Below are 23,324 nucleotides of genomic sequence, written 5' to 3' on the forward strand. Positions count from 1 at the left end.
GTATCTAAGCCCAGTTAACTTTGAACAACAAAATGTCGCTTAATGGAGTGTCCAGTCTGGCTGGAGCAGATCATACAGCGAACAGATAACGCAGTTAAGCTGATCGCTAAATGCCAAAAAGAAGCACTAGATACGCTAGAGCTCTCTGAAAAAGCAGGCAATGTGATGAATGAAATACAAGATGGCGCTAGCCGTGTTGTAGAGGCCGTGGAGCAATTTAATCGCTCGTTGTAGTTAATCAATAAGTTTTCATTGTAGGGGCGATGGGTAAAAAGCAATTCGCCTTATTCAACCTGTATTGAGGAGCGTTGAAGTCGCAATACTACTCCTGCCGCAGTCAAGTTAAGCGTTTTGAAGGGGAGGTAGTTCGACAACCGGTACAGGTTTTAGCCAGTTTGCTTGCTGTATAGAATGCTAAAGTAATTTAGTATGCGAAAAGGCTTGCCTTAATACTTTGCCTGCATTTAATGTATCTAGCAGCAGAACTTCAATCTGCGTGACAACAATACAGGAGAGGATCGGGCTTTCACTTTTTCGCTCGACACAAACCCCTTTCAAATTTACACAATAGCGCAGTAAAAACTCTCTTGCTGCGCTATTGTGTGTTCCATATTTTGTGAGTACTTATGTTTAACTCAGAACGTAAAGCGACGGTTATTCTGGTTGCGACGACGATGATCGCGGCACTTGGCTGGATATTCTCTAAGGAAACAATACAGGGTTTACCACCTTTTGGCTTTATTGGGGCGCGATTTACTATCGCTTCGCTCTGCTTACTGCCTCTATGTTACCGACCTTTGCTGAAAGCAAACTTAAAAGATGTGCTTTCTGCTGGTGGTGTCGGGCTCCTGTTAGGCAGTGCCGTTATGACATGGATTTACGCTATTTCTATCAGTGATACTCTCGGGGAAGGCGCATTTATCATGAGCCTTTCCATGCTGTTTGTGCCGATTGTTGCATGGGTTATGTTTCGTCAACGACCACAACGAATTTTCTGGCTTTCTTTGCCTATCGCTGTATTAGGTCTTGCTTGTCTTTCTTTAGTTGGTGGCTGGAAACAATCGGCCAGTCAATTGTGGTTTCTTGGTGCAGCACTGGTTTTGGCGCTTCATTTTAATGTGAACAGCAAATACTCTCAAAAACTACCTGTGCTGCTGCTTACTTGCGTGCAACTTTTTTCAGCAGGTTGTTTAGGTTTGTTGGTTTCATTTTTTATGGAATCTTTCCCGGCAGAGGTGGACTCCTCTATTTGGTGGTGGTTTGCGTTGAGTACCTTATTAGCGACGAGCTTGCGTTACGTAATGCAAACCATGGGGCAAAAATTTGTTCAGGCAGGTAACGCTGCTCTAATTATGATATTAGAACCAGTTTGGACGGTTATTCTGAGCGTGCTGTGGTATGGCGAAGTGCTAACGGCAAATAAACTAGTAGGTTGTGTGCTTATCTTATTTTCTCTAATTATTTATCGTACTGGCGGGCGGTTTCGCTTCCCTACTCGAAAGTAGAGCAAATTAACTTGGGTTGGGAGAATTTGAGGTGCTGGATGGCCTTCTACGAAAGTGATAATACGCGGTTACGCAATGCTAATGACACTTTTGATGTAGGCTGCCGACCCAGCTCTTCGCTGATCATCCAGCCAGCTTTAGCCAGTAGATCTAAGTCGATCCCCGTCTCTATTCCTAACCCTTGGCATAAATACAGTACATCCTCCGTTGCGACATTCCCTGATGCGCCATGAGCGTATGGGCATCCACCCAGCCCAGCTACACTACTGTCGATGGTGTTGATGCCCATACTCAGTGCCTGATAAATGTTGGTGAGAGCTTGTCCCCATGTGTCGTGGAAATGGACAGCAAGCTGGGGAAGAGGTGCAACCAACATGACGGCTTCTAGCATAGCAGCGATACGGTTTGGCGTGCCTGTACCGATTGTGTCGCCTAGAGACACCTCATAACACCCTAAATCGATGAGTGATTTGACCACGCTCGCCACTTGTTTAGGGGCTGTCGGGCCATCGTAAGGGCAGTCGGCAACGCAGGATAGATAGCCACGAACAGGGATGCCGTATTTGGTGGCTAATCGCATTACAGGTTCGAAGCGAGTTAAACTTTCGGCAATCGAGCAATTGATATTGTGTTGGCAGAATCCTTCTGAGGATGAAGTGAAAATCGCGACCTGATTGACACCAGCCTCTAACGCTTGTTCTAAGCCTTTTAGGTTTGGTGTCAGGGCAGAGTAGGTAACATGATTTCGCCGTGTTATTGCTTTCATGACCTCTGTTGAGTCCGCCATTTGTGGCACCCATTTGGGTGAGACAAAAGAGCCCGCCTCAATATGCGTTAGCCCAGTATCAGAGAGTAAGTTGATCAGCCGGACTTTAGTCTGGGTCGCAACAGGAGATTCATTTTGCAACCCATCTCTAGGACCTACTTCGACAATCTTTACTTTGGAAGGCAGCATTACTTGTCCTGTGACTTGGTGACCCAACTTGGGTTACGTTTTTCAAGAAACGCTTGCAAGCCATCTTGGCCTTGTGGCGATACTCTAATGTCCGCAATGAGCTTGCTAGTATAGTGAATCAGTTGTTGATCGATGGGGTTTTGATGACATTGATGGCAGAGCGTTTTCGCTTTACGCATCGCATCTGGGCTATTCAGTAGCAACGTCTTGATTACGCTATCGACCGCACTTTCAAGCTGTTTGGCTTCTTTCACTTCGTGCACAATACCAAACCGTTCGGCATCTTCGGCTGAAATGACTTCACCACTTAAGATATAGCGTCTAGCTTGTCTATTCCCCATCGCGCGCATGACGTAAGGCGCAATGGTTGCTGGAACTAAACCAAGCCTAACTTCACTTAAGCAAAAGTTGGCACTTTGGCTTGCGATGGCGATATCACTACAACAAATCAACCCCAAAGCGCCACCATAAGCGGAACCTTGAACAACTGCGATGGTGGGTTGAGGGAACGAATCTAATGTTTCCATGAGTCTTGCCAAGTTTTGGGCATCAACGAAGTTATCTTGCCTCGTGCTTTCGGCCATCGACTGCATCCAATTCAAATCGGCCCCGGATGAAAAATGCTTACCGTTACTTTTTAATACCAAGCACCGCACATCCGTTCGTAAAGCGAGATAATCTAGGCGGTGGATCAGCAAGTCGATCGTACAAGCGTCAAAAGCATTGTGTTTGGCTGTTCTGTTTAGGGTAATGGTCGCTACGCCATTATCATCGACATGCCAAAGAACATCATCTTGCCTTTGGGCGTTGGGAATAATGCTTGGTTGCATTTCCTGCATACTAACTTCCTTAATTCATCTTTGGGTGTTTACATTCTGAAGACGCCAAACTCGCTATCAGGAATGGGGGCATTTAATGCTGCCGTTAACGCTTGACTCAACACCTGACGCGTTTTTTTAGGGTCAATAATTCCGTCATCCCATAGCCGAGCACTCGCAAAATAGGGATGTCCTGTGTTTCATACAAGTCTATGATCGATTCTCTAAAAATGTGCTCTTCTTGCTCTGACCACGCTTCCCCCTGACGTTCCTTCGCGTCTTTTCGAACTTGTGTTAAAACGCCTGCTGCTTGTTCTCCGCCCATCACAGAAATACGCGCGTTCGGCCACATCCACATCATGGTTGGATCATACGCTCGGCCGCACATGCCGTAATTACCAGCGCCGTACGATCCACCGATGATCACGGTAAACTTCGGCACGTCAGCACAAGCGACGGCCATCACTAACTTGGCGCCATGTTTTGCGATGCCTTCTTCTTCAACCTTTTTTCCGACCATAAAGCCGGTAATGTTTTGGAGAAAGAGAAGCGGTATTTTCCGTTTGGCGCACAGCTCAATAAAGTGCGCGCCTTTTTGTGCCGATTCAGAAAACAAGATACCGTTGTTTGCCACAATACCAATCAAGTGTCCTTGAATACGAGCGAAGCCACACACTAGCGTTCTGCCGTACAAGGCTTTGAATTCGTCGAAATCAGAATCATCGACGATGCGGGCAATAATTTCTCGAACGTCGAATGACAGTCGTAAGTTGGCATTCACAATTCCGTAGATTTCTTCTGCGTCGTAGCGGGGAGGAAGCACGGTGTTTTCTGGCTTAACAGGTCTTGTTCTATTGGCATTGGCAATGGCTTCTCTCGCAAGCATTAGGGCATGTTCATCATTTTCAGCGTAATAATCTGCGAAACCAGATTTTCGACAATGCACGTCTGCACCGCCGAGCTCTTCACCCGTCACGACTTCGCCAGTGGCCGCTTTCACCAAAGGTGGCCCCGCCAAAAAAATGGTGCCTTGCTCTTTAACCATAATGGACACATCCGCCATGGCAGGAACGTACGCGCCCCCAGCAGTGCAAAGCCCCATCACAACAGCAACTTGGGGGATGCCTTTCGCCGACATTCTCGCTTGGTTAAAGAAAATGCGACCAAAGTGTTCTTTGTCGGGGAAGACGTCGGACTGATGAGGGAGATTTGCGCCACCGGAGTCCACCAAGTACACGCAGGGGAGTTGGCAACGTTGGGCAATCTCTTGCGCTCTAAGGTGTTTTTTTACCGTGAGTGGGTAGTAGGTTCCGCCTTTTACCGAAGCATCGTTGGCGATGACCATGCATTGAATCCCCTCTATGATACCAATGCCGGCGATAACACCAGCGCAGGGGATCGCTTCGTCATACACTTGCCAGGCGGCAAACTGGCTGATTTCAAGAAAGTCAGTGTTGTCATCAAGCAAGCGCGCGATGCGTTCTCGTGCGGGGAGTTTTCCTTTTTGCCTCTGGTGCTCAATGGCTTTTTCACCGTCGCCCTGTTTGATGGTCTCGATGTGTTGATTAAGTTGAGTGACCAACGTTTCCATCACGGCTTTATTGGAAAGAAATAACTCGTCAGTTGGCTTAGTTTTACTTTTGATAATGGCCATAATGACTTCCTTGTCGTATGTTCCGTTAGCGAGATTCTTCGAACAGCTCTCGGCCAATTAACATGCGGCGAATCTCTGAGGTACCCGCGCCGATTTCATAAAGCTTTGCATCACGTAGCAAACGACCAGCAGGGTATTCATTGATGTAGCCATTCCCACCGAGCAGTTGTATTGCATCGAGTGCCATTTGTGTGGCGAGTTCTGCACTGTACAAAATCGCGCCAGCGGCGTCTTTGCGTGTTGCGTTACCTCGATCACAAGCCGCTGCGACGGTATATACATACGCTTTTGCTGCACTCATTCGAGAGTACATATCGGCGATCTTGCCCTGAACTAACTGAAACTCGCCAATGGATTTTCCAAACTGCTCTCGTTCATGTACGTACGGGACCACAATGTCCATGCAAGCTTGCATTATCCCGAGTGGTCCGGCAGCGAGGACGACGCGCTCGTAATCCAGCCCACTCATTAACACCTCGACGCCTTGATTCAACTCGCCAAGAATATTCTCTTTTGGCACTACGCAATGGTTAAACACAAGTTCGCAAGTATTCGAGCCTCTCATGCCTAGCTTGTCCAGCTTTTGAGCATGAGTGAAACCTGCGAAGTTACGTTCAATAATGAATGCGGTAATGCCACGTGAACCTGCGCTGACATCTGTTTTAACGTAAAGCACCACTACGTCAGCATCTGGCCCGTTTGTTATCCACATTTTGTTGCCATTCAGTACAAAATGGTCGCCCTTGTTCTCCGCTTTCAGTTGCATGCTTATCACGTCTGAACCGGCATTGGGCTCACTCATCGCTAGGGCGCCAACGTGCGTACCATCAATGAGTTTTGGAAGGTATTTTTCGCGTTGAGAAGGCGTGCCGTTACGAAAGATTTGGTTGACGCACAGGTTAGAATGAGCGCCGTAGCTTAAAGCGACAGACGCAGAGGCACGGCTGATTTCTTCCATGGCAACAACATGAGCGAGGTATCCCATGCCTGCACCACCAAGCTCTTCATCGACGGTCACACCAAGCAACCCCATTTCTCCCAACAAAGGCCATAAATGATTCGGGAACTGGTTATCGCGGTCTATCTCAGCGGCGATGGGCGCAATATGTTCCGTAGCAAAGGCATTAACGTGTTCTCGGAGCATATCGATGGTATCACCAAGTCCGAAATTGAGTGGGGTATAGGTGCTTTTCATAACGTCTCCCGGTATCAGAGGTAAGGTGGAAAAGCCTGTAGCGGTGTTGCTAATTGAGTATAGCGTTTATGTCTGCTTGCTTTTGAGTGTTTGAATACAACGCTCCTTAGCGGCATTCAATTCTGCCATAACGACGCTGATGTCGTTGAGTTGTTGTTGTAGGACAGCTTGTTTCTCTTCAATGATATTGAGCATTTTCAATAACTGTCCTTCGGTTTGTTGCATGTCGTAGAGCTCAAAAAGTTCACGAATTTCTGCCAACGAAAAACCGAGTCGTTTCCCTCTTAAAATCAGTTTGAGGCGAATTCTATCCCTGCGTTGATAAACGCGCATATTGCCTTTTCGCTCTGGTTCAATCAGACCCACGTCTTCATAAAACCGGATACTGCGAGTAGTAATATCAAACTCCTTGGCGAGGTCACTGATCTTGTATTTTTCCATAACATACTTACCTCGAATAAAAATCCAGTTTCTGGAAATCGAACCTTAAATGGGAAGGCCGAACATCAACTTTGAAATATAAACGTCTGCTTGGTGTGTTTTTTCATCTCATTGTAAAGGCTAGTGCTATGCTTACGTAAACGTCAAGAAATCGCGGAATGAAAGTTTGTTAGTGAAAAAGGCGATAAAGGCTGGTGTGGCGCTTGGTGAGTAATTCTATGTAGGGTGTCATCAGTCTGCCAAGTGTTCACATATACCTTAAGGGAATGCGAATCATGGGAAAAGACATCTGGGTTGTCAGCGCGAAAAGAACGCCAATTGGGCGCTTTCAAGGCAAGTTGCAAACTTACTCTGCTCCTCAATTAGGCGCACTGGCGATCAAGGCGGCAATGCACGAAGTGAATGTGAATTCGGTGGATGAAGTGTTCATGGGATGTGTGCTTCCAGCAGGGTGTGGACAAGCTCCTGCGAGGCAAGCATCTATGGGGGCAGATCTTCCTTTGGGTGTAGGGTGCACCACCATTAACAAAGTGTGTGGCTCTGGCATGAAGAGCGTCATGCTAGCGCACGATCTCATTAAAGCTGGAACGATTCGCTCTGCCATTGCTGGTGGTATGGAAAGTATGACCAATGCGCCGTATTTGCTGAGGGAGGCGAGAAAGGGAATGCGCATGGGGCACCAGTCTACGTATGACCACATGTTTCTCGATGGGCTACAAGATGCTTACGAAGGGCACTTAATGGGTGTTTATGCTCAGCAAGTCGCTGACAGGCTTAAGTTCACCAGAGAGCAAATGGATGAATGGGCCGTGATGTCGGCAAAGCGTGCGTTGGAAGCTCAAGAGCGAGGCTTGTTTGCCGATGAACTTTCGCCGGTTTCACTCAATACCAAGTCAGAACAAGCGGTGCTGGACTGCGATGAGCACCCTCGCTCGATTGACCTTGGTAAAATTCCTCAACTCAAACCTGCATTCGATGAAAAAGGTACGGTGACCGCTGCTAATTCGAGTGCCATTTCAGATGGCGCAGCGGCTCTTGTGCTTATGGATGAAGACACTGCGCGTCATCAGGGGCTTAAACCACTTGCGATCATCAAGGCGCACTCTACACATGCCAGAAAACCTGCAGAATTTACTTTGGCACCCGTCTACGCAATTGAGCAACTGCTGTTCCAGCTAGATTGGTCAATTTATGAAGTGGACCTGTGGGAAATCAATGAAGCCTTTGCCGTCGTGACTCAAATAGCGGTGGCGGAACTTGGGCTTGATACGAGCAAAGTAAATATTAAAGGTGGAGCCTGTGCGCTTGGGCATCCGATAGGGGCTAGTGGCGCACGAATTCTGGTGACATTGATTCACAGTTTGCGTCAGCTACAAGCGTTAGGCACCAATGGTGATCTCGAAGCCAAAAAAGTGATGCGGGGTGTTGCGTCACTTTGTATCGGTGGTGGAGAAGCCACGGCGATAGGCATTGAAATACCGCTTTAATTGAAATTAGAAAGGAGTAAATGATGACTCGTTTGGTTCCCTTGTTTATTGGTGGCGAGTTTCGTGAATCTCAAACATCGGATTGGGTTGAGGTAACCAATCCCACCACTAATGATGTCATTGCGTACGTTCCATGTTCCACAGAGCACGAGATGGAAGCCGCCATTGATAATGCGAAAGAGACATTCCAATCCTGGAAGGAAGTGGCAGTATCCGAGCGTGCCAGAGTCATGCTTCGTTATCAGCACTTGCTCAAAGAGCATCATGATGAGCTTGCCACACTGCTTTCTCATGAAACGGGTAAGATTTTAGCGGATGCTAAAGGCGATGTGTGGCGAGGCATAGAGGTTGTTGAGCAGGCTGCAAATATTGCCAGCAACATGATGGGCGAAACCGTCGAAAACGTTGCCACGGATATTGATAGTTACTCAATGATTCAGCCCCTAGGTGTGTGTTGCGGCATTACGCCATTTAACTTTCCTGCCATGATTCCGTTGTGGATGTTCCCAATCGCCATCGCTGCGGGCAATACATTTGTGCTTAAACCCTCCGAACAAGTGCCGTTGACCTCTATTCGTTTAGCTGAACTATTTGAGCAAGCTGGTGCGCCGAAAGGAGTGTTGCAGATCGTTCATGGCCGCAAAGAGCAAGTCGACTTTCTTCTGGCTCATCCTGATATTCGAGCGGTGTCATTTGTTGGCTCGGTTCCCGTTGCCCGTTATATCTACACCACAGGGACTAAACATTTTAAACGGGTTCAAGCTTTTGCTGGTGCAAAGAATCACATGGTGATCATGCCTGATGCAAACAAAGATCAAGTGGTGAATAACCTAATCGGAGCCTCAGTAGGGGCTGCGGGGCAACGCTGTATGGCGATTTCTGTTGCGGTATTTGTCGGCGATTCAAAACAATGGATTGCAGACCTGAAACTGGCGATGGCGAAAGTACACCCAGGGCCTTGGGATGATGAACAGGCTGCTTATGGCCCACTGATCAGTGAGCAAGCCAAACAACGCGTATTGGACCTAATCGAAGATGGCAAACAACAAGGCGCAGTGTGTGAACTCGATGGCAGTCAGTGTGAAGTGGACGGCTTTCCCGATGGAAACTGGATTGGCCCAACCTTGTTTAGCGGTGTAACAGCGAACATGTCGATTTACACGCAAGAGATATTTGGCCCTGTTTTAGTTTGTATGGAAGTCGAAACGTTGCAAGAGGCCATTGAGTTGGTGAATCGCAACCCTTACGGCAACGGAACTTCTATATTTACCGCTAATGGCGCTGCTGCGAGAAAATATCAGCATGACATTCAAGTCGGTCAAGTGGGGATTAATGTGCCAATTCCAGTCCCTTTACCATTTTTCTCCTTTACTGGTTGGAGAGGCAGTTTCTACGGTGATTTACATGCGTATGGTAAACAAGCAGTGCGTTTTTATACCGAGACCAAAACGGTGACGGCGCGTTGGTTTGATGACGATATTCCAACGGGGCTCAATCTGACCATCCAACTGCGCTGAGTGAATAAAAGGAGCTTTTATGGACTTTGAACTTAATGAAGATCAACGTGCATTTGCCGATACCGCTCAACAATTTGCCGATGAGCGTTTAGCACCGATGGCGGCGGAGTGGGATGAAAAGCAGATCTTCCCCAAAGACGTATTGAGAGAGGCGGGGGAACTGGGGTTTCTCAGTCTCTACACACCAGAAGAACATGGCGGCTTAGGGTTAAGCCGTTTGGATGCGTCAATTATCTTTGAACAACTCTCAATGGGCTGTACGTCGACGACCGCTTTCATGACTATCCACAATATGGTGAGTTGGATGATCGCGAGTTTCTCGAACGAAGAAGTGAGAGCTAAATATTGCCCTAAGCTGGTCTCTGGCGAGTGGTTGGGTTCATATTGCTTAACCGAGCCTAATGCGGGGTCGGATGCCGCTTCGTTGGCCACAACCGCGAGCAAAAAAGGTGATACTTACGTGCTGAATGGTGGCAAAACCTTTATCTCTGGCGCAGGAGAGACAGATGTTTTGGTCGTGATGGCGCGAACCGGAGATGAGGGTGCCAAAGGCGTGTCCGCATTTGTTGTTCCTGCTCACGCTGATGGTATCAGCTATGGGCGCAAAGAACCCAAAATGGGTTGGAACAGCCAACCAACACGAGCGGTTACTTTTGAAAATGTCGTTATTCCAGCTAGCCATTTACTGGGCGAAGAAGGGCAAGGTTTTGTCTTTGCGATGAAAGGGCTTGATGGAGGGCGTATAAATATTGCGACCTGTTCCGTCGGTACGGCTCAACAGGGCCTTAATCAGGCGGCACGGTACATTCAAGAACGTAAGCAGTTCGGCAAGCCGCTTGCGCAGTTTCAAGCCTTACAATTCAAATTGGCAGACATGGCGACAGAGCTAGTGGCTGCGCGGCAGTTGGTGCGCTATGCCGCCAGTAAACTCGACCGAAATGACCCTGATGCTACGGCTTATTGCGCGATGGCAAAACGGTTCGCAACCGATGTAGGTTTTCAGGTTTGCGACCAAGCGCTGCAGCTTTATGGCGGCTATGGTTACATCAAAGAGTATCCAATGGAGCGTCATTTCAGAGATGTGCGTGTGCATCAAATTCTGGAGGGAACGAACGAAATTATGCGCTTGATCATCGCGCGCCGTTTGCTCTCTGAGGAATCGGCCTTGCTGTAGCGAAGTATTGGATTTGCTCATTGAGAAAGGATTCAGATATGCCATTAACCCAAGAAGCCATTCAACATACGATCACTAATCACGTTGCGGTGGTGACAATGAACAACCCGCCAGCCAATACGTGGACAGCAGAGAGCCTCAAGGTACTGAAGTCGCTGATACTCACACTTAACAATGATAAGCAGGTCTACGCACTGGTTTTAACCGGCAGTGGAGAAAAGTTTTTCTCTGCTGGTGCAGATCTCAAGCTATTTTCTGACGGTGACAAAGCGGTTGCGTTAGATATGGCGCGATGCTTTGGTGAAGCCTTTGAAACGCTCTCGGAATTTCGTGGTGTTTCCATTGCCGCCATTAATGGTTACGCCATGGGCGGAGGTTTAGAAGTGGCATTAGCTTGTGATATTCGAGTAATTGAAGAGCAAGCGGTACTTGCTTTACCAGAAGCCAAAGTCGGACTTTTGCCCTGCGCTGGCGGTACCCAAAACCTCACAGCGTTAGTAGGGGAAGGCTGGGCAAAGCGTATCATTTTATGTGGAGAGCAAGTCAGCGCTGACAAAGCAAAAGAACTAGGCCTAGTTGAGGAGTTGGTTCCCAAAGGTGAAGCTTTAAGTAAAGCGCTGGAACTTGCTGAATCTGTTGCGAACCAGTCGCCATCTTCTGTCGCCGCATGTAAGGCGCTCATTCAAAATATGCGCTCTGCGCCACTTCAGCACGGCTTAATGAAAGAGCGAGAGTTGTTTCTGAATCTTTTTGATACGGAAGATCAAGTTGAGGGTGTTCGCGCCTTTTTAGAAAAACGCCCACCGCAATGGAAAAACCGATAGGAGGCCACATGGCAGGGATGGTAACCATTAGTGAAATAGAGTGCTTAGATGGCGTGCACCGCATTGGTATCGCAACGTTAGACAACACCGCTTCATTGAATGCATTGACGTATGACATGTTAGTCCAACTTAACGATCAGCTTATCAAGTGGCAAGATGATCCACATATGGCTTGTGTGGTACTGACTGGCGCTGGAGAAAAAGCATTCTGTGCTGGTGGTGATGTTCGAGCTATGTATCACGTCATGCATAACGAGAGTAAAGAAAAAATCGTAGAGTTCTGTACGAACTATTTCTCGTTGGAGTATGAGTGTGACTATCTCATCCACACTTACAACAAACCCATTATCGGTTGGGGAGAAGGTATTGTCATGGGCGGTGGGATGGGGCTTTTTATGGGAACCAGCCATAAAGTTGTGACAACAACATCACGCCTTGCTATGCCAGAAATCAATATTGGACTGTATCCCGATGTGGGAGGTACGTGGTTTTTAAGCCAGATAGATCCGCAAGTGGGCTTATTCCTCGGATTGACAGGTTCAATGGTAAATTCAAGTGACGCTGTCACTATTGGTTTGGCCGATAGGTTACTGTTGGAAGAGCAGTATCCCACCTTACTGGATGAGCTAAAGCGGCTCCAGTGGGGCAAAGAAGATGCGAAAGAGTTGGTAACTGCGCTACTAAAATTAATGGAAGAACAGGTTATTGATAGCAAACCAACCACGCAAATTTGTCCATACTTAGATCAGATAGAGGAAGCGTGCAAAGGCTTTGATCTTAATGCGATAGCACAGCGAATCATGGCTATCGAAGGGAATAGCCAGTGGATAGAAAACGCGAAACAAACGTTCGCATCGGGCAGTCCGATCACCGCGCATATTTGCTTTAGACAAGTGAAAGAGTACCACAGCTTACCACTTGCAGATTGCTTCCGTTTAGAGTTGAGTTTGTCGGTTCGCAGTGCCTTATTAGGTGAGTTTAAAGAGGGCGTCCGTTCTCGGCTCATTGACCGGGATGGCGAGCCGAGCTGGATATTTAACAGTGTCAGTGAAGTCGATGAAGATGTTATCGATACTTTGTTTACCTCACTTTGGTCGGATAACGAGCATCCGCTTGCTGATTTGGGTGAACAAACACTAGGTCAATAAGGAGAATGATCATGAGTACCATCGCATTTATCGGTTTAGGAAGAATGGGGCATCCTATGGCGCAAAACTTACTCGCGTCTGGATTTAACGTGCAAGTATTCGATGTCGATAGCGAAGCCGCAAAGCAACTAGTACCTTTTGGTGCGGTGGTGGCGAGCTCTATTGAGGAAGTCGTGGATGGTGCAAGCACAGTCATCACGATGCTACCAGCAGGATCTCACGTTCGTTCCGTGTATCTTGGCGACTTACACGGCGGCGTAGGTGTCCTCAATCTTGTCTCGCCAAGTACCTTGATGATTGATTGTTCAACCATTGATCCGGACTCTGCGCGATTAGTCGCCAATGAAGCGGCAAATAAACGCGTGTTGTTTGTCGACGCACCCGTTTCGGGGGGCGTTGCTGGTGCTAAAGCGGCGACATTAACCTTTATTGTTGGTGGTTCGGATCAAGCGTTTTCTAAAGCCAATGCGATTTTGCAGTATATGGGAAAAAATGTTTTCCATGCTGGCAAAGCAGGCGATGGTCAAATGGCGAAAATCTGTAACAACCTTATGCTCGGCATTTTAATGTCTGGTACGTGCGAGGCATTAAACCTAGGTATCGATCATGGACTCGATCCAAAAGTGCTATCAAACATCATGCTGCAAAGTTCTGGCCGAAATTGGGCATTGGAGCTTTACAATCCTTGCCCAGGCGTGATGGACAGTGCGCCAGCCAGCAACGATTACCAACCGGGCTTTATGAGCAAACTCATGCTAAAAGATCTCGGCTTGGGGTTAGATGCGGCGTTACAAACACATTCTTCGGTTCCGATGGGTTCGTTAGCGCGCAACTTATATTCTTTCCACAACGCGAGCGGTCACGGCGAGCTCGATTTCTCAAGCTTATTTGAGTTATACAAGAGTAAGAAAGGCTAGACCGAGTTTTGTGACAAACCAGCCCGAGATGGTGACCTAAAACGCGCATCATTTCGGCCAACTTAGACTGGTTGAGATAGAGAACATTACGAGCTATGGAGTGCACCAATATGGACATAAAAAGTAGTGTTATTGCCATTACAGGAGCAGGGCAGGGGCTTGGGCAAATGATGGCCATTACCCTTGCTCAAGCTGGCGCTGATTTAGCGTTGTTGGATGTAAACGCCAGTGGCTTAATTGAAACACAAGAGCAGTGTCGAATGCTGAGTGCGAAAGCGTTGACATATCAAGTGGATGTCACCAACGAAATCGATGTTGAAACCACGTTTGAAGCGATTATCCAAGATTTTGGTCAACTCAATGGGTTAGTCAATAACGCTGGTGTGTTAAGAGATGGGTTACTTGTAAAAGCAAAAGATGGCGTGATCAGTAAGATGTCTTTGGATCAATTCAATTTGGTCATGAACGTTAACGTGACAGGAACATTTTTGTGTGGGCGTGAAGCTGCCGTCAAGATGATTGAGAGTGGCTCCCGAGGCGTTATCATCAATATTTCTAGTGTTGCGAGAGCAGGGAATATCGGACAAACCAATTATTCTGCATCTAAAGCGGCGGTCGCGACCATGGCGACAACATGGGCCCGTGAGCTCGCAAGATACGGTATTCGTGCGGCGGCGGTTGCACCAGGTGTAGTACACACCGCGATGGCAGAGCAAATGAAACCCGAAGCCATAGAGCGATTAGAAAAGATGATCCCAGTTGGCAGGATGGGCGAAACAAGCGAAATCGCGCATGCAGTAAAATACATTATTGAGAGTGATTACTTTACTGGCAGGGTTTTAGAAGTGGATGGCGGCATTCGTATGTAAGTGACCACTGAAATAAGGCTCTGATAGACCTGAATAATAAGTCTCTTTCCATTTCAACATTTTCTATGTTATAGAGTACTAATTCTGCGCAACCCAAATGTATTTACAACTTATGTTTGGATTTACCTTGAGAATGATTTCTTACAATCCAATAAAGAGATGTAAATACCACTCAAATATTAAGTGAAATCATTAGTTTGATACTGATCACACTTTTGTTTTTTTAGTTTCCGCTTCTCATTAAGGCTATCTGCGTAAATGAAGTTGATAGTCAGTCTCATCAATTTTTAGTTTCAACTGTTTGTTTTTAAATAATTAATTGTTGAAGCACGAGGAGTTCGTGTTGAAGTTAATATTCTATTTAAAGTGTGTAACTTCCATTAATGGAAGGTTAGTTTCCAGTTGTGGCTAATGAGCTTTAACTTTTTACTCCTCATAATGCGCCAAATGTAACATAGTGTTTCAAAGTGTAACAATAAACTCACACTAAGAGTGTGGTTTTGATCTCCACTCAATTCCGTTTTGTTTCGCTCTGAACCCGACGTTACTCATGCTCAACACATAAACATTCTAATGACTATAACAACTGGTTCTTGGCTTGATACCAATCGTATCGTAGCAAATAACGGTTCATTCTAGCTGGTTAAATGCTTGATGACGAAGTTGAAAAATTGTAAGTAGAATAACTACTTATCGAGGTTTTTCTTGTTCTCATACATTACCTCTGCGCTATTTGTGAGCTCTTATTTACTTTGATTGGCATCTGTTTTGAAACCAGACAACCATCGAGAAAGTTAATGGAAGCCTCAAGATATAAACGCATCTTGTCGAGGGGAAGTTTGGCGTCCGTCATACTTATGCTCTCAGGATGTAATTCAGCTTTACTTGACCCCAAAGGTGCCATTGGTGTGCAAGAAAAAGAGTTAATTATTACTGCTCTTTTGCTGATGTTGATCGTTGTAATCCCTGTGATTTTAATGACGATTTACTTCGCTTACCGATACCGCGCCTCTAACACTGAAGAAGAGTACGCACCCGAGTGGTCACACTCGACCAAAATCGAAGTGGTGGTATGGACAATTCCAATCATCATCATTGCGATTCTTGCGACGATCACATGGCGTTCGACTCATGAACTAGAGCCATCCAAACCTTTGGAAAGTGATGTTAAACCAATGACCATCGAAGTGGTGTCACTCGATTGGAAATGGTTGTTCATCTATCCAGAAGAAAACATTGCGACGGTGAACTATGTGGCGTTCCCGAAAGACGTGCCAGTGCAGTTCAAACTGACTTCGGACAACATCATGAACGCGTTTTTCATCCCTCGCTTAGGTACACAGATCTACGCGATGCCAGGAATGGTAACCAAGCTCAACCTGATAGCGAACCACGAAGGTGACTACAAGGGTTTTGCATCGAACTACAGCGGCGAAGGCTTTTCGCAAATGAAGTTCACAGCTTCAGCAATGTCTGATCGTGCTGCGTTCCTAAATTGGGTGCAGAAAGTGAAGGCGAGCCCTGATCGTATTGAAGATTGGGAGCAATACAGCTCACTGGCAGCGCCAAGTATCGCAGAGCCAGTCACTTTGTTCTCTAGCGTTCCTCCGTTCTTGTTCACCGACGTTGTGACTCAGCATCCTGGTTCAATGAACTGTTTGCCTGAAAACCAAGGATAATCGTAATGTTTGGAAGATTAACTCTTGATTCAGTTCCATTCCACGAACCTATTATCGTCATCACCCTAGCGGTTGTGGCGCTGGTTGGTTTAGCCGTAGTTTACGCGGTGACCAAAGCCGGAAAGTGGCAATATTTGTGGAATGAATGGTTTACTTCAGTAGACCATAAAAAACTTGGCTTCATGTACATCGCAGTAGCGATGGTGATGCTTGTTCGTGGTTTTGCTGACGCAGTCATGATGCGTAGTCAGCAACTCCTTTCTTCTGCGGGTGAAGCAGGTTACTTGCCACCGCATCACTACGATCAAATTTTTACTGCCCACGGCGTGATCATGATCTTTTTTGTAGCGATGCCATTGGTCATTGGTTTGATGAACATCATCGTGCCATTGCAGATTGGTGCGCGTGACGTAGCTTTCCCGTATCTGAATAACTTGAGCTTCTGGCTGTTTGTTGTTGGTGTCATCCTAACAAACATGTCTCTCGGCTTAGGTGAATTTGGTCGTACAGGTTGGCTAGCGTATCCGCCGCTTTCAGGTATTGAGGCAAGCCCAGGAGTCGGGGTCGACTATTGGATTTGGGCGCTGCAGATATCAGGTGTTGGTACGACGTTAACAGGCGTGAACTTCTTCGCGACCATTTTGCGTATGCGTACACCGTCTATGCCAATGATGAAGATGCCAGTTTTCACTTGGGCGTCTCTGTGTGCAAACATTTTGATCATCATTTCATTCCCAATCCTAACGGTGACTATCGCTCTGCTAACGCTGGATAGATACCTAGGCATGCACTTCTTTACCAATGATCTTGGCGGCAACGTAATGATGTACGTCAACCTTATTTGGGCTTGGGGTCACCCAGAAGTGTACATCTTGATCTTGCCAATTTTTGGTGTGTTCTCAGAAGTCACCGCAACCTTTTCACGTAAAAAGTTGTTCGGTTACACATCGCTAGTTTGGGCTACCGTAGTTATCACGATTCTTGCGTTTGTCGTTTGGCTACACCACTTCTTTACGATGGGGTCTGGCGCGAACGTAAATGCCTTCTTCGGTATTGCCACGATGATTATTTCTATCCCAACTGGGGTGAAGATCTTCAACTGGCTATTCACCATGTACAAAGGCCGCATCCGCTTTACGACGCCAATGATGTGGACGGTGGGCTTCCTGATCACCTTTACTGTTGGTGGTATGACAGGCGTACTAATGGCTGTTCCGGGCGCAGATTTCGTTCTGCATAACTCAGTATTCCTGATTGCTCACTTCCACAACGTTATCATCGGTGGTGTGGTGTTTGGGTGTTTCGCTGCGATCACTTACTGGTTCCCGAAAGCGACAGGTTTCACCATGAATGAAGCTTGGGGCAAACGTGCGTTCTATCTTTGGATTATTGGTTTCTTAATGGCGTTCCTACCGCTTTACGCGCTGGGCTTTATGGGTATGACTCGTCGTTTAAGCCAAGACATCAACCCTGAATACTTCCCACTGTTGTCGATTGCCGCAGCAGGTACGGTTGTGATTGCACTGGGCGTATTGTCTCAGTTCATCCAAATTTACGTGAGTATCCGTGACCGCGAGCAAAACCGTGACCTAACTGGTGATCCGTGGGGTGGTCGTACTCTTGAGTGGGCAACATCGTCTCCACCGCCGTTCTACAACTTTGCGCACCTACCAAAAGGTGATGTGCTGGATGCCTTCTGGTACCAGAAACAAAGTGGCGAGTTCGATCCAACTAAAGAAGTGGAATACGAACGTATTCATATGCCAAAAAACACGGCAACAGGCATCTACGTGTCTGCTTGGTCGCTCCTATTTGGCTTCGGCATGATTTGGTACATCTGGTGGCTAGCGGCAGCAAGTTTGGTCGGTATTATCGTGACGTGTATTCAGCACAGCTACAACGATGACGTGGATTACTACGTGGAAGTTGAAGAGATCAAAGCAATTGAGGCCGAGCGTCGAGCTCAGCTTGAAGAAGCGAAGAAAAACTCAGTGAAAGACAGCGAAAGTAAAGATGATCTGGAGGTGACGTATGCAAACTAATATCGCAGCACATCACGACCATGATCACCACCATGACACGAATGGCAACAAGCTATTTGGCTTTTGGGTTTACCTGATGAGTGACTGTGTATTGTTTGCGACCTTGTTCGCGACTTACGCTGTGCTGTCGAGCAATTCAATTGCGGGCCCAACAGGTAAAGACATTTTCGAACTCCCATTCGTGTTTGTCGAAACCATGCTGCTGCTGTTTAGCAGTATCACATTTGGTTTTGGCATTATCGCGATGAAGCGCAACAACGTTGCTGGTCTCAAACGTTGGATGTTAGTCACGTTCGCGCTTGGTCTTGGCTTTATCTGTATGGAGGTCTATGAGTTCCATCACCTGATTGAAGAAGACTATGGGCCAAAAACAAGTGCATTCCTATCGGCATTCTTTACGTTGGTTGGTACGCACGGCCTGCACGTAACCTTTGGTCTGATTTGGTTAGCGGTAGCGTATCATCAACTGTCGACGAAAGGTCTGAACGACAATATGGCAATGCGCTTTAACTGCTTAAGCCTATTCTGGCACTTTCTAGATATCGTTTGGATTTGTGTCTTTACCATCGTTTACTTACTGGGGGTAATGTAATGGATCAACATGTAGAAACCAGTGCGTCAGATTACGTGAAAGGCTTTATTGCCTCACTGATTCTGACGGTAATTCCGTTCTACTTTGTTTGGACGAAATCATTACCAGATACAACGACCTATGCGATTCTATTTGGATGTGCATTAGTGCAGATATTTGTTCACTTTAAATACTTCTTGCACATGGAAACAAAAACATCCGACGGACGTTGGAATCTTGTATCACTGATGTTTACCGCCATTGTTGTACTTATCCTTATCGCTGGCTCGGTATGGATCATCTACAACATGAACGTCAACATGAAGTTGTAGGTCAAGGTATGCTGAAAAGTTATTTGTCTATCACTAAACCGGGCATTATTTTCGGCAACCTGATTTCTGTTGCGGCGGGGTTCTTCCTCGCCGCAAAAACAGAACCAGCCAGTCTAATGCTGTTCGTTACGACGTTAGTTGGTGTTGGGTTAGTCATCGCTTCAGGTTGTGTGGTGAATAATATTTTCGATCGTGATATCGACCAGAAGATGGCACGTACACGAAATCGTGAAACAGTGAAAGGCAACATCAATATCGATATTGCGTTTGTTTATGCACTTGCTTTATTGCTGGTAGGAACCGCACTCTTATTTATCCGAGTGAACCCACTATCCGCTGTCGTCGTGTTGCTTGGCTACGTGTATTACGTGTTCTTTTACACGATGTGGTACAAACGTAACTCGGTGTATGGAACCTTAGTGGGAAGTATCTCAGGCGCAGTTCCGCCATTGGTGGGTTACTTAGCGGTAACAAACTTCATTAGCTTGGAAGCGATTTTACTCTTTACCATGTTCTGTCTCTGGCAAATGCCGCACTCGTATGCCATTGCCATGTTCCGCATGCAAGACTACCGAGAAGCCGGGATTCCCGTATTGCCAGTTAAAGAAGGTATTCATAAAGCGCATCGACACATGAAAGCGTATGTCGTGGCTTTTGGAGCAGCATCATTGGGGTTATTTTTACTAGGTGAAGCCGGGTATGAATACTTAGCAGTTGCAGCGGTTGTTTGCTTTATGTGGACGAAAGTGACCTTTCGCAGCATTGATGACAACAACTACATCGCTTGGTCAAAGTCGGTGTTTAAAGTCTCACTGCTAGTGGTGATGGGGATCAGTGGTGTGCTTGGTGTCGAGTTGATTCCTCTAGCTCTGTAACAACCAGACCTAAGCGTTTGCTAAGCGCCAATATCTTTTGCTGCTGAATGCATGAATGGCCTTACCTAGAAGTAAGGTCATTTAGCTTTCTATTGTCCTTTATTTTCCCTGTTTTTCCTGTTCCTCCTCGAGCTTCACTATCACGTATTCATATCTAAAAGCAAAAACAACCAGTGTGTAAAACATAGTAGATCGCGCGTTTCCGCTGACGCGTAATAATGCCAAGAGATAGCGACGATTAAGCTAAAAGTATAAACAGCGCAATAACTCTACTTACCATATGAGAATTCAATATCGATAGTTTGTAATGTAAACATTTGGGGTAGTGCTAGTTCCCATAGCAGCATACAAACTAACAATGCGAATGTTTAAGTTGAATCACCAGCTAGCGAAATACACAAGTTTTACGACTGAAAGTGGGCGAGGAAGCATCTTAACTCCAGTGAAATGAACACGATTAAGAATCATCCTTTTACATAGTCTAAAAACTCACTAAACATTAACCCAGATTAAAGTTTTGTCGTCTCCGAGGCATTAAGGTGCGCCTGTAGTTTGCAGGTCTCAAGGATTCAGAGAAGGAACAGCCATACATCGTGTATCGCTGTTCCTTTTTCGTTCTTGTTTACTTGCGAACAGATAAAACATAAAGACAACTTTAAGAGGACTGGTTTTGAGCATTTTGTTTTCCGAAGCCCGCATTGGCAACATGACCCTAAAGAACCGTTTTGTGAGAAGCGCAACGTGGGAGAACATGGCGACCGAAGATGGTCATATGACGGCAAAGCTTTACGATATTTACGAAACGCTTGCGAAAGGGGAAGTTGGGCTTATTGTTACGGGTTATGCCAATATCGTTGAAGAAGAGAAACCCAACGCAGGTATGATGGGGATCTACAACGACTCTTTTATTGAAGAATACAAAAAGCTAACAGAGCTAGTACATCAACAAGATTCTAAAATCGTGATGCAAATTGCTTACGGTGGCACCAAAACCACCCATAACGTCGGTGAGCGTGTCATCTTCGCTCCGAGTGACGTGCCTGAGCGTGGTACAAATACGCAAGGCAAAGCGATGACAAAGGACGAAATAGACTACATCGTAAAGGCATTCGCATTGGCGAGTAAACGTGCTCAAGACGCTGGTTTTGACGGCGTAGAGATTCATGCGGCGCACACTTATTTAATTAACCAGTTTTTAAGCCCGTACTATAATCGTCGAGAAGACGAATATGGCGGTGACTTAGAAAATCGCATGCGCTTTCTTTTAGAAATTTATTCTGAAACCAGAAAGCTGGTTGGAAGCGAATTTCCCATCCTCGTTAAACTGACGGCAACAGAGTTCTTTGACGGCGGTTTAACGTTCGATGAAACTCGCGTCGTCTGTAAGACACTTGAAGAAGTAGGCTTTGATGCGATCGTCGTGTCTGGCAATATTCACGGCAAAGCAAACGAACTTGTTGGTCAAACGTTCGATGGTTACACACTACAAAAAGAAGGTTACTTTCACGAATATGGTCACGTGATCAGTCAGGACGTTAGCATACCGGTGATTACTGTCGGCGGGCTGAGCGACATTGATGCGATTGAGAAAATTGCAGATAACACAGATATCCAATTTTTTGCTGTGTCACGCCCTTTATTGGCTGAGCCGCAGTTGATCAAACGTTGGAAAGAAGGCAATCGCGCACCAGTAGATTGCGAACGTTGCTCAAAGTGTCGTACCAAGCGTGGTAACTTTTGCGTGGTGTATAAGAACCGAAATCGTCGCAAAAAATAAAACGAAGCGACTACACAAATACAAATTAGCCTCCACTCTGAATATGGAGGCTTTTAATTATCCGCATGTTAATCGAACCATTATTTATCTTCTTTTTGATAGTTTAAATAATGCACACAAAGATCGTGAAATGCTTTAGCTTGAGGCGAGATCGTGCGATCGGTTAACGTAAATATACCAATTTGCCTTTCAAGTGGTGGATCGATAAGCGGAATCCAAACCAAGCGTGTTTCATTGGTTGGGAAAGCAAGCTTCGGTAGGGTCGTGACACCAATCCCAAGTTCTAAGACAGAAAACAGCGAAGTAATATTTTCGACCGAATAGAGCGCTTGCTGACTCAGAGCTCTTGCTGGGGTTGGATCGAGAAGTGTACAAGTGCCGTTACGGATAAAGGGTTGTTTCAACAAAGTTTGCCACTCGATTCCTTCTGGATGACTCGCAATAGGGTTATCCTTTAAACATACCACGCCTATTGGATCGGCTAACAGTGGTGTAAAGTCAATGCCGCCCTCATCGAGGTGAGAGGGGTTACCGAGCGCTAAGTCGACCTCACCGGAGAGTAGGCGAGCCTCGACGCCAGCGGCATTATCGTCTATCAAGCTTACTTCTACATTTGGATACTGTTCGCAAAAGGCGCCCAACACGCTAGGAATGAGCTTCGCTGCAACAGAAGGAACGCTCGCAATTCGCACTCTCCCTTGCTGTCCGGCAGCGGCTGCTTTGAGATCGTTGTCTAGTGCACTGTAGATATTGAGAAACTGAACCACTTTGGGCAGACAAATTTCACCAAAGGGGGTCAATTTGGTTTTGTTTCCGGGTTCAAACAGCGTTTGCCCTAGAATTTTTTCAAGCTCTTTTATCGATGTGGACAGTGCCGCCTGAGAACGATTTGCACGATGTGAAGCGGCTCGAAAGCCTCCTTCCTCGACTACCATCACAAAATGCATTAATTGTTGAAGCTTAATACTCATCCCTAATGCCTCTTAATCCCTTTATTTACCTTATTTTAAACAGAGTGATAAGTTTAATTTATCAAATGTAAAAAATTTACCGTTAGATTTATCGCCTGTCAATGTTCATCATTTAACCATATTGAAACAAAGTTGTTACAAAGGTTGAAAGGCACGTGAATACTCCTACTAAAAAACACCCAGTTAAAACCAGTCTATTTGCTTCTAAAGCGCCGCTTGAATGGGCGATAGTCAACAACGGAACCCTGTATACGGCTCAAATTCCTATTGATGACACAGGCGCGGTTGTGGAAGGCGGTATCGAAGCACAAACACGTCAAACCTTTAACAATCTCATTCACACCCTGGAGTGTGCAGGGGAGTCTTTGGACTCGGTATTACAGGTCCTGATTTACGTGACCGACAGAGAATACTTAAAGACCGTTAACCAAGTGTACGCGGAATATTTTGAAGCGCCGTACCCAAATCGCGCCGCCATGGTGGTTGCAGGGTTAGCACGAGAAGAAATGTTGGTGGAGTTTGTCGTCTACGCGTCGGCAAGCCAACCAGAATAAATCCAACAAGAATAATTGA

At 46.3% G+C, this 23,324-nt stretch carries 21 protein-coding genes and 1 pseudogene; 16 read left to right on the forward strand and 6 right to left on the reverse strand.

Annotated elements, in window-relative coordinates; all coding sequences use genetic code 11:
• The first annotated feature begins 42 nt into the window (after positions 1-42).
• Together R7E78_RS13915 and R7E78_RS13920 are read left to right on the forward strand one after the other, a co-directional pair.
• Complete coding sequence (locus R7E78_RS13915; RefSeq protein WP_318057952.1) at positions 43-234, forward strand: hypothetical protein; 192 nt, start codon at positions 43-45, stop codon at positions 232-234.
• Between the two features lie 392 nt (positions 235-626).
• Positions 627-1,505, forward strand: coding sequence for a DMT family transporter (locus R7E78_RS13920; RefSeq protein ID WP_005375761.1), 879 nt, complete (start codon positions 627-629; stop codon positions 1,503-1,505).
• A 46-nt stretch (positions 1,506-1,551) separates the two neighbouring features.
• On the opposite strand, the gene R7E78_RS13925 is transcribed toward R7E78_RS13920, so the two are convergent.
• From R7E78_RS13925 to R7E78_RS13945, 5 genes and pseudogenes are all read right to left on the reverse strand, one after another.
• Entirely contained in the window at positions 1,552-2,460 is a 909-nt protein-coding gene (locus R7E78_RS13925) for a hydroxymethylglutaryl-CoA lyase (RefSeq protein ID WP_318057953.1), read from the reverse strand.
• Complete coding sequence (locus tag R7E78_RS13930) at positions 2,460-3,299, reverse strand: enoyl-CoA hydratase-related protein (RefSeq protein WP_138940352.1); 840 nt, start codon at positions 3,297-3,299, stop codon at positions 2,460-2,462. The genes R7E78_RS13925 and R7E78_RS13930 overlap by 1 nt, the downstream gene beginning before the upstream one ends.
• Positions 3,300-3,328: 29 nt before the next feature.
• Positions 3,329-4,932, reverse strand: a pseudogene (locus R7E78_RS13935) (carboxyl transferase domain-containing protein).
• A gap of 25 nt (positions 4,933-4,957) precedes the next feature.
• Complete coding sequence (locus R7E78_RS13940) at positions 4,958-6,127, reverse strand: isovaleryl-CoA dehydrogenase (RefSeq protein ID WP_130545558.1); 1,170 nt, start codon at positions 6,125-6,127, stop codon at positions 4,958-4,960.
• Between the two features lie 66 nt (positions 6,128-6,193).
• Complete coding sequence (locus R7E78_RS13945) at positions 6,194-6,568, reverse strand: MerR family transcriptional regulator (protein ID WP_017821195.1); 375 nt, start codon at positions 6,566-6,568, stop codon at positions 6,194-6,196.
• A 275-nt stretch (positions 6,569-6,843) separates the two neighbouring features.
• Between R7E78_RS13945 and R7E78_RS13950 the strand changes: the two genes are divergently transcribed.
• From R7E78_RS13950 to R7E78_RS14010, 13 genes are all read left to right on the forward strand, one after another.
• Complete coding sequence (locus R7E78_RS13950; protein ID WP_318057954.1) at positions 6,844-8,055, forward strand: acetyl-CoA C-acyltransferase; 1,212 nt, start codon at positions 6,844-6,846, stop codon at positions 8,053-8,055.
• 23 nt (positions 8,056-8,078) lie between these two features.
• Positions 8,079-9,572, forward strand: coding sequence for a CoA-acylating methylmalonate-semialdehyde dehydrogenase (locus R7E78_RS13955; RefSeq protein ID WP_318057987.1), 1,494 nt, complete (start codon positions 8,079-8,081; stop codon positions 9,570-9,572).
• A 19-nt stretch (positions 9,573-9,591) separates the two neighbouring features.
• Positions 9,592-10,746, forward strand: coding sequence for an acyl-CoA dehydrogenase family protein (locus tag R7E78_RS13960; protein WP_318057955.1), 1,155 nt, complete (start codon positions 9,592-9,594; stop codon positions 10,744-10,746).
• A gap of 38 nt (positions 10,747-10,784) precedes the next feature.
• Positions 10,785-11,570 (forward strand): enoyl-CoA hydratase, encoded by a 786-nt coding sequence (locus tag R7E78_RS13965; protein WP_318057956.1) that lies wholly within the window; start codon positions 10,785-10,787, stop codon positions 11,568-11,570.
• 8 nt (positions 11,571-11,578) lie between these two features.
• Positions 11,579-12,718, forward strand: a complete 1,140-nt coding sequence (locus tag R7E78_RS13970; RefSeq protein WP_318057957.1) for an enoyl-CoA hydratase/isomerase family protein — start codon at positions 11,579-11,581, stop codon at positions 12,716-12,718.
• 11 nt (positions 12,719-12,729) lie between these two features.
• Positions 12,730-13,635 carry a 3-hydroxyisobutyrate dehydrogenase gene (gene mmsB / locus R7E78_RS13975; RefSeq protein WP_318057958.1) on the forward strand — a complete coding sequence of 302 codons (906 nt, stop codon included), beginning with the start codon at positions 12,730-12,732 and terminating at the stop codon, positions 13,633-13,635.
• A gap of 110 nt (positions 13,636-13,745) precedes the next feature.
• Complete coding sequence (locus tag R7E78_RS13980; RefSeq protein ID WP_318057959.1) at positions 13,746-14,504, forward strand: SDR family oxidoreductase; 759 nt, start codon at positions 13,746-13,748, stop codon at positions 14,502-14,504.
• 797 nt (positions 14,505-15,301) lie between these two features.
• Positions 15,302-16,183 carry a ubiquinol oxidase subunit II gene (cyoA, locus tag R7E78_RS13985; protein WP_005388604.1) on the forward strand — a complete coding sequence of 294 codons (882 nt, stop codon included), beginning with the start codon at positions 15,302-15,304 and terminating at the stop codon, positions 16,181-16,183.
• A gap of 5 nt (positions 16,184-16,188) precedes the next feature.
• Positions 16,189-18,225, forward strand: a complete 2,037-nt coding sequence (gene cyoB, locus R7E78_RS13990) for a cytochrome o ubiquinol oxidase subunit I (RefSeq protein WP_130545566.1) — start codon at positions 16,189-16,191, stop codon at positions 18,223-18,225.
• Positions 18,215-18,817 carry a cytochrome o ubiquinol oxidase subunit III gene (cyoC, locus tag R7E78_RS13995; RefSeq protein WP_318057960.1) on the forward strand — a complete coding sequence of 201 codons (603 nt, stop codon included), beginning with the start codon at positions 18,215-18,217 and terminating at the stop codon, positions 18,815-18,817. The genes cyoB and cyoC overlap by 11 nt, the downstream gene beginning before the upstream one ends.
• On the forward strand, positions 18,817-19,128 hold the full coding sequence (gene cyoD / locus R7E78_RS14000) for a cytochrome o ubiquinol oxidase subunit IV (RefSeq protein ID WP_012842490.1): 312 nt from the start codon (positions 18,817-18,819) through the stop codon (positions 19,126-19,128). The genes cyoC and cyoD overlap by 1 nt, the downstream gene beginning before the upstream one ends.
• Positions 19,089-20,003 carry a heme o synthase gene (gene cyoE, locus R7E78_RS14005; protein WP_033906955.1) on the forward strand — a complete coding sequence of 305 codons (915 nt, stop codon included), beginning with the start codon at positions 19,089-19,091 and terminating at the stop codon, positions 20,001-20,003. The genes cyoD and cyoE overlap by 40 nt, the downstream gene beginning before the upstream one ends.
• 670 nt (positions 20,004-20,673) lie before the next feature.
• Positions 20,674-21,780, forward strand: a complete 1,107-nt coding sequence (locus tag R7E78_RS14010) for an NADH:flavin oxidoreductase (RefSeq protein ID WP_318057961.1) — start codon at positions 20,674-20,676, stop codon at positions 21,778-21,780.
• A gap of 80 nt (positions 21,781-21,860) precedes the next feature.
• Here the strand turns inward: R7E78_RS14010 and R7E78_RS14015 are convergent, their stop codons facing one another.
• Positions 21,861-22,751 (reverse strand): LysR family transcriptional regulator, encoded by an 891-nt coding sequence (locus tag R7E78_RS14015; protein ID WP_318057962.1) that lies wholly within the window; start codon positions 22,749-22,751, stop codon positions 21,861-21,863.
• 155 nt (positions 22,752-22,906) lie between these two features.
• Here R7E78_RS14015 and R7E78_RS14020 point away from each other — a divergent pair, with 155 nt between their 5' ends.
• Positions 22,907-23,305 carry a RidA family protein gene (locus R7E78_RS14020; protein ID WP_005375789.1) on the forward strand — a complete coding sequence of 133 codons (399 nt, stop codon included), beginning with the start codon at positions 22,907-22,909 and terminating at the stop codon, positions 23,303-23,305.
• The last annotated feature ends 19 nt before the right edge of the window (positions 23,306-23,324 follow it).

It is taken from the genome of Vibrio sp. YT-19(2023), assembly GCF_033337395.1.

Excerpts from the sequence above, each read along its gene's own strand:
- R7E78_RS13925 (WP_318057953.1), bottom strand. The coding sequence starts at position 2,460 with ATGCTGCCTTCCAAAGTAAAGATTGTCGAAGTAGGTCCTAGAGATGGG.
- R7E78_RS13940 (WP_130545558.1), bottom strand. The coding sequence starts at position 6,127 with ATGAAAAGCACCTATACCCCACTCAATTTCGGACTTGGTGATACCATC.
- R7E78_RS14015 (WP_318057962.1), bottom strand. The coding sequence starts at position 22,751 with ATGAGTATTAAGCTTCAACAATTAATGCATTTTGTGATGGTAGTCGAG.
- cyoE (WP_033906955.1), top strand. The coding sequence starts at position 19,089 with ATGGATCATCTACAACATGAACGTCAACATGAAGTTGTAGGTCAAGGT.
- mmsB (WP_318057958.1), top strand. The coding sequence starts at position 12,730 with ATGAGTACCATCGCATTTATCGGTTTAGGAAGAATGGGGCATCCTATG.
- R7E78_RS13970 (WP_318057957.1), top strand. The coding sequence starts at position 11,579 with ATGGCAGGGATGGTAACCATTAGTGAAATAGAGTGCTTAGATGGCGTG.
- cyoB (WP_130545566.1), top strand. The coding sequence starts at position 16,189 with ATGTTTGGAAGATTAACTCTTGATTCAGTTCCATTCCACGAACCTATT.
- R7E78_RS13960 (WP_318057955.1), top strand. The coding sequence starts at position 9,592 with ATGGACTTTGAACTTAATGAAGATCAACGTGCATTTGCCGATACCGCT.
- R7E78_RS13950 (WP_318057954.1), top strand. The coding sequence starts at position 6,844 with ATGGGAAAAGACATCTGGGTTGTCAGCGCGAAAAGAACGCCAATTGGG.
- R7E78_RS13920 (WP_005375761.1), top strand. The coding sequence starts at position 627 with ATGTTTAACTCAGAACGTAAAGCGACGGTTATTCTGGTTGCGACGACG.
- cyoD (WP_012842490.1), top strand. The coding sequence starts at position 18,817 with ATGGATCAACATGTAGAAACCAGTGCGTCAGATTACGTGAAAGGCTTT.
- R7E78_RS13955 (WP_318057987.1), top strand. The coding sequence starts at position 8,079 with ATGACTCGTTTGGTTCCCTTGTTTATTGGTGGCGAGTTTCGTGAATCT.
- R7E78_RS13980 (WP_318057959.1), top strand. The coding sequence starts at position 13,746 with ATGGACATAAAAAGTAGTGTTATTGCCATTACAGGAGCAGGGCAGGGG.
- R7E78_RS13965 (WP_318057956.1), top strand. The coding sequence starts at position 10,785 with ATGCCATTAACCCAAGAAGCCATTCAACATACGATCACTAATCACGTT.
- cyoC (WP_318057960.1), top strand. The coding sequence starts at position 18,215 with ATGCAAACTAATATCGCAGCACATCACGACCATGATCACCACCATGAC.
- R7E78_RS13915 (WP_318057952.1), top strand. The coding sequence starts at position 43 with ATGGAGTGTCCAGTCTGGCTGGAGCAGATCATACAGCGAACAGATAAC.
- R7E78_RS13930 (WP_138940352.1), bottom strand. The coding sequence starts at position 3,299 with ATGCAGGAAATGCAACCAAGCATTATTCCCAACGCCCAAAGGCAAGAT.
- R7E78_RS13945 (WP_017821195.1), bottom strand. The coding sequence starts at position 6,568 with ATGGAAAAATACAAGATCAGTGACCTCGCCAAGGAGTTTGATATTACT.
- cyoA (WP_005388604.1), top strand. The coding sequence starts at position 15,302 with ATGGAAGCCTCAAGATATAAACGCATCTTGTCGAGGGGAAGTTTGGCG.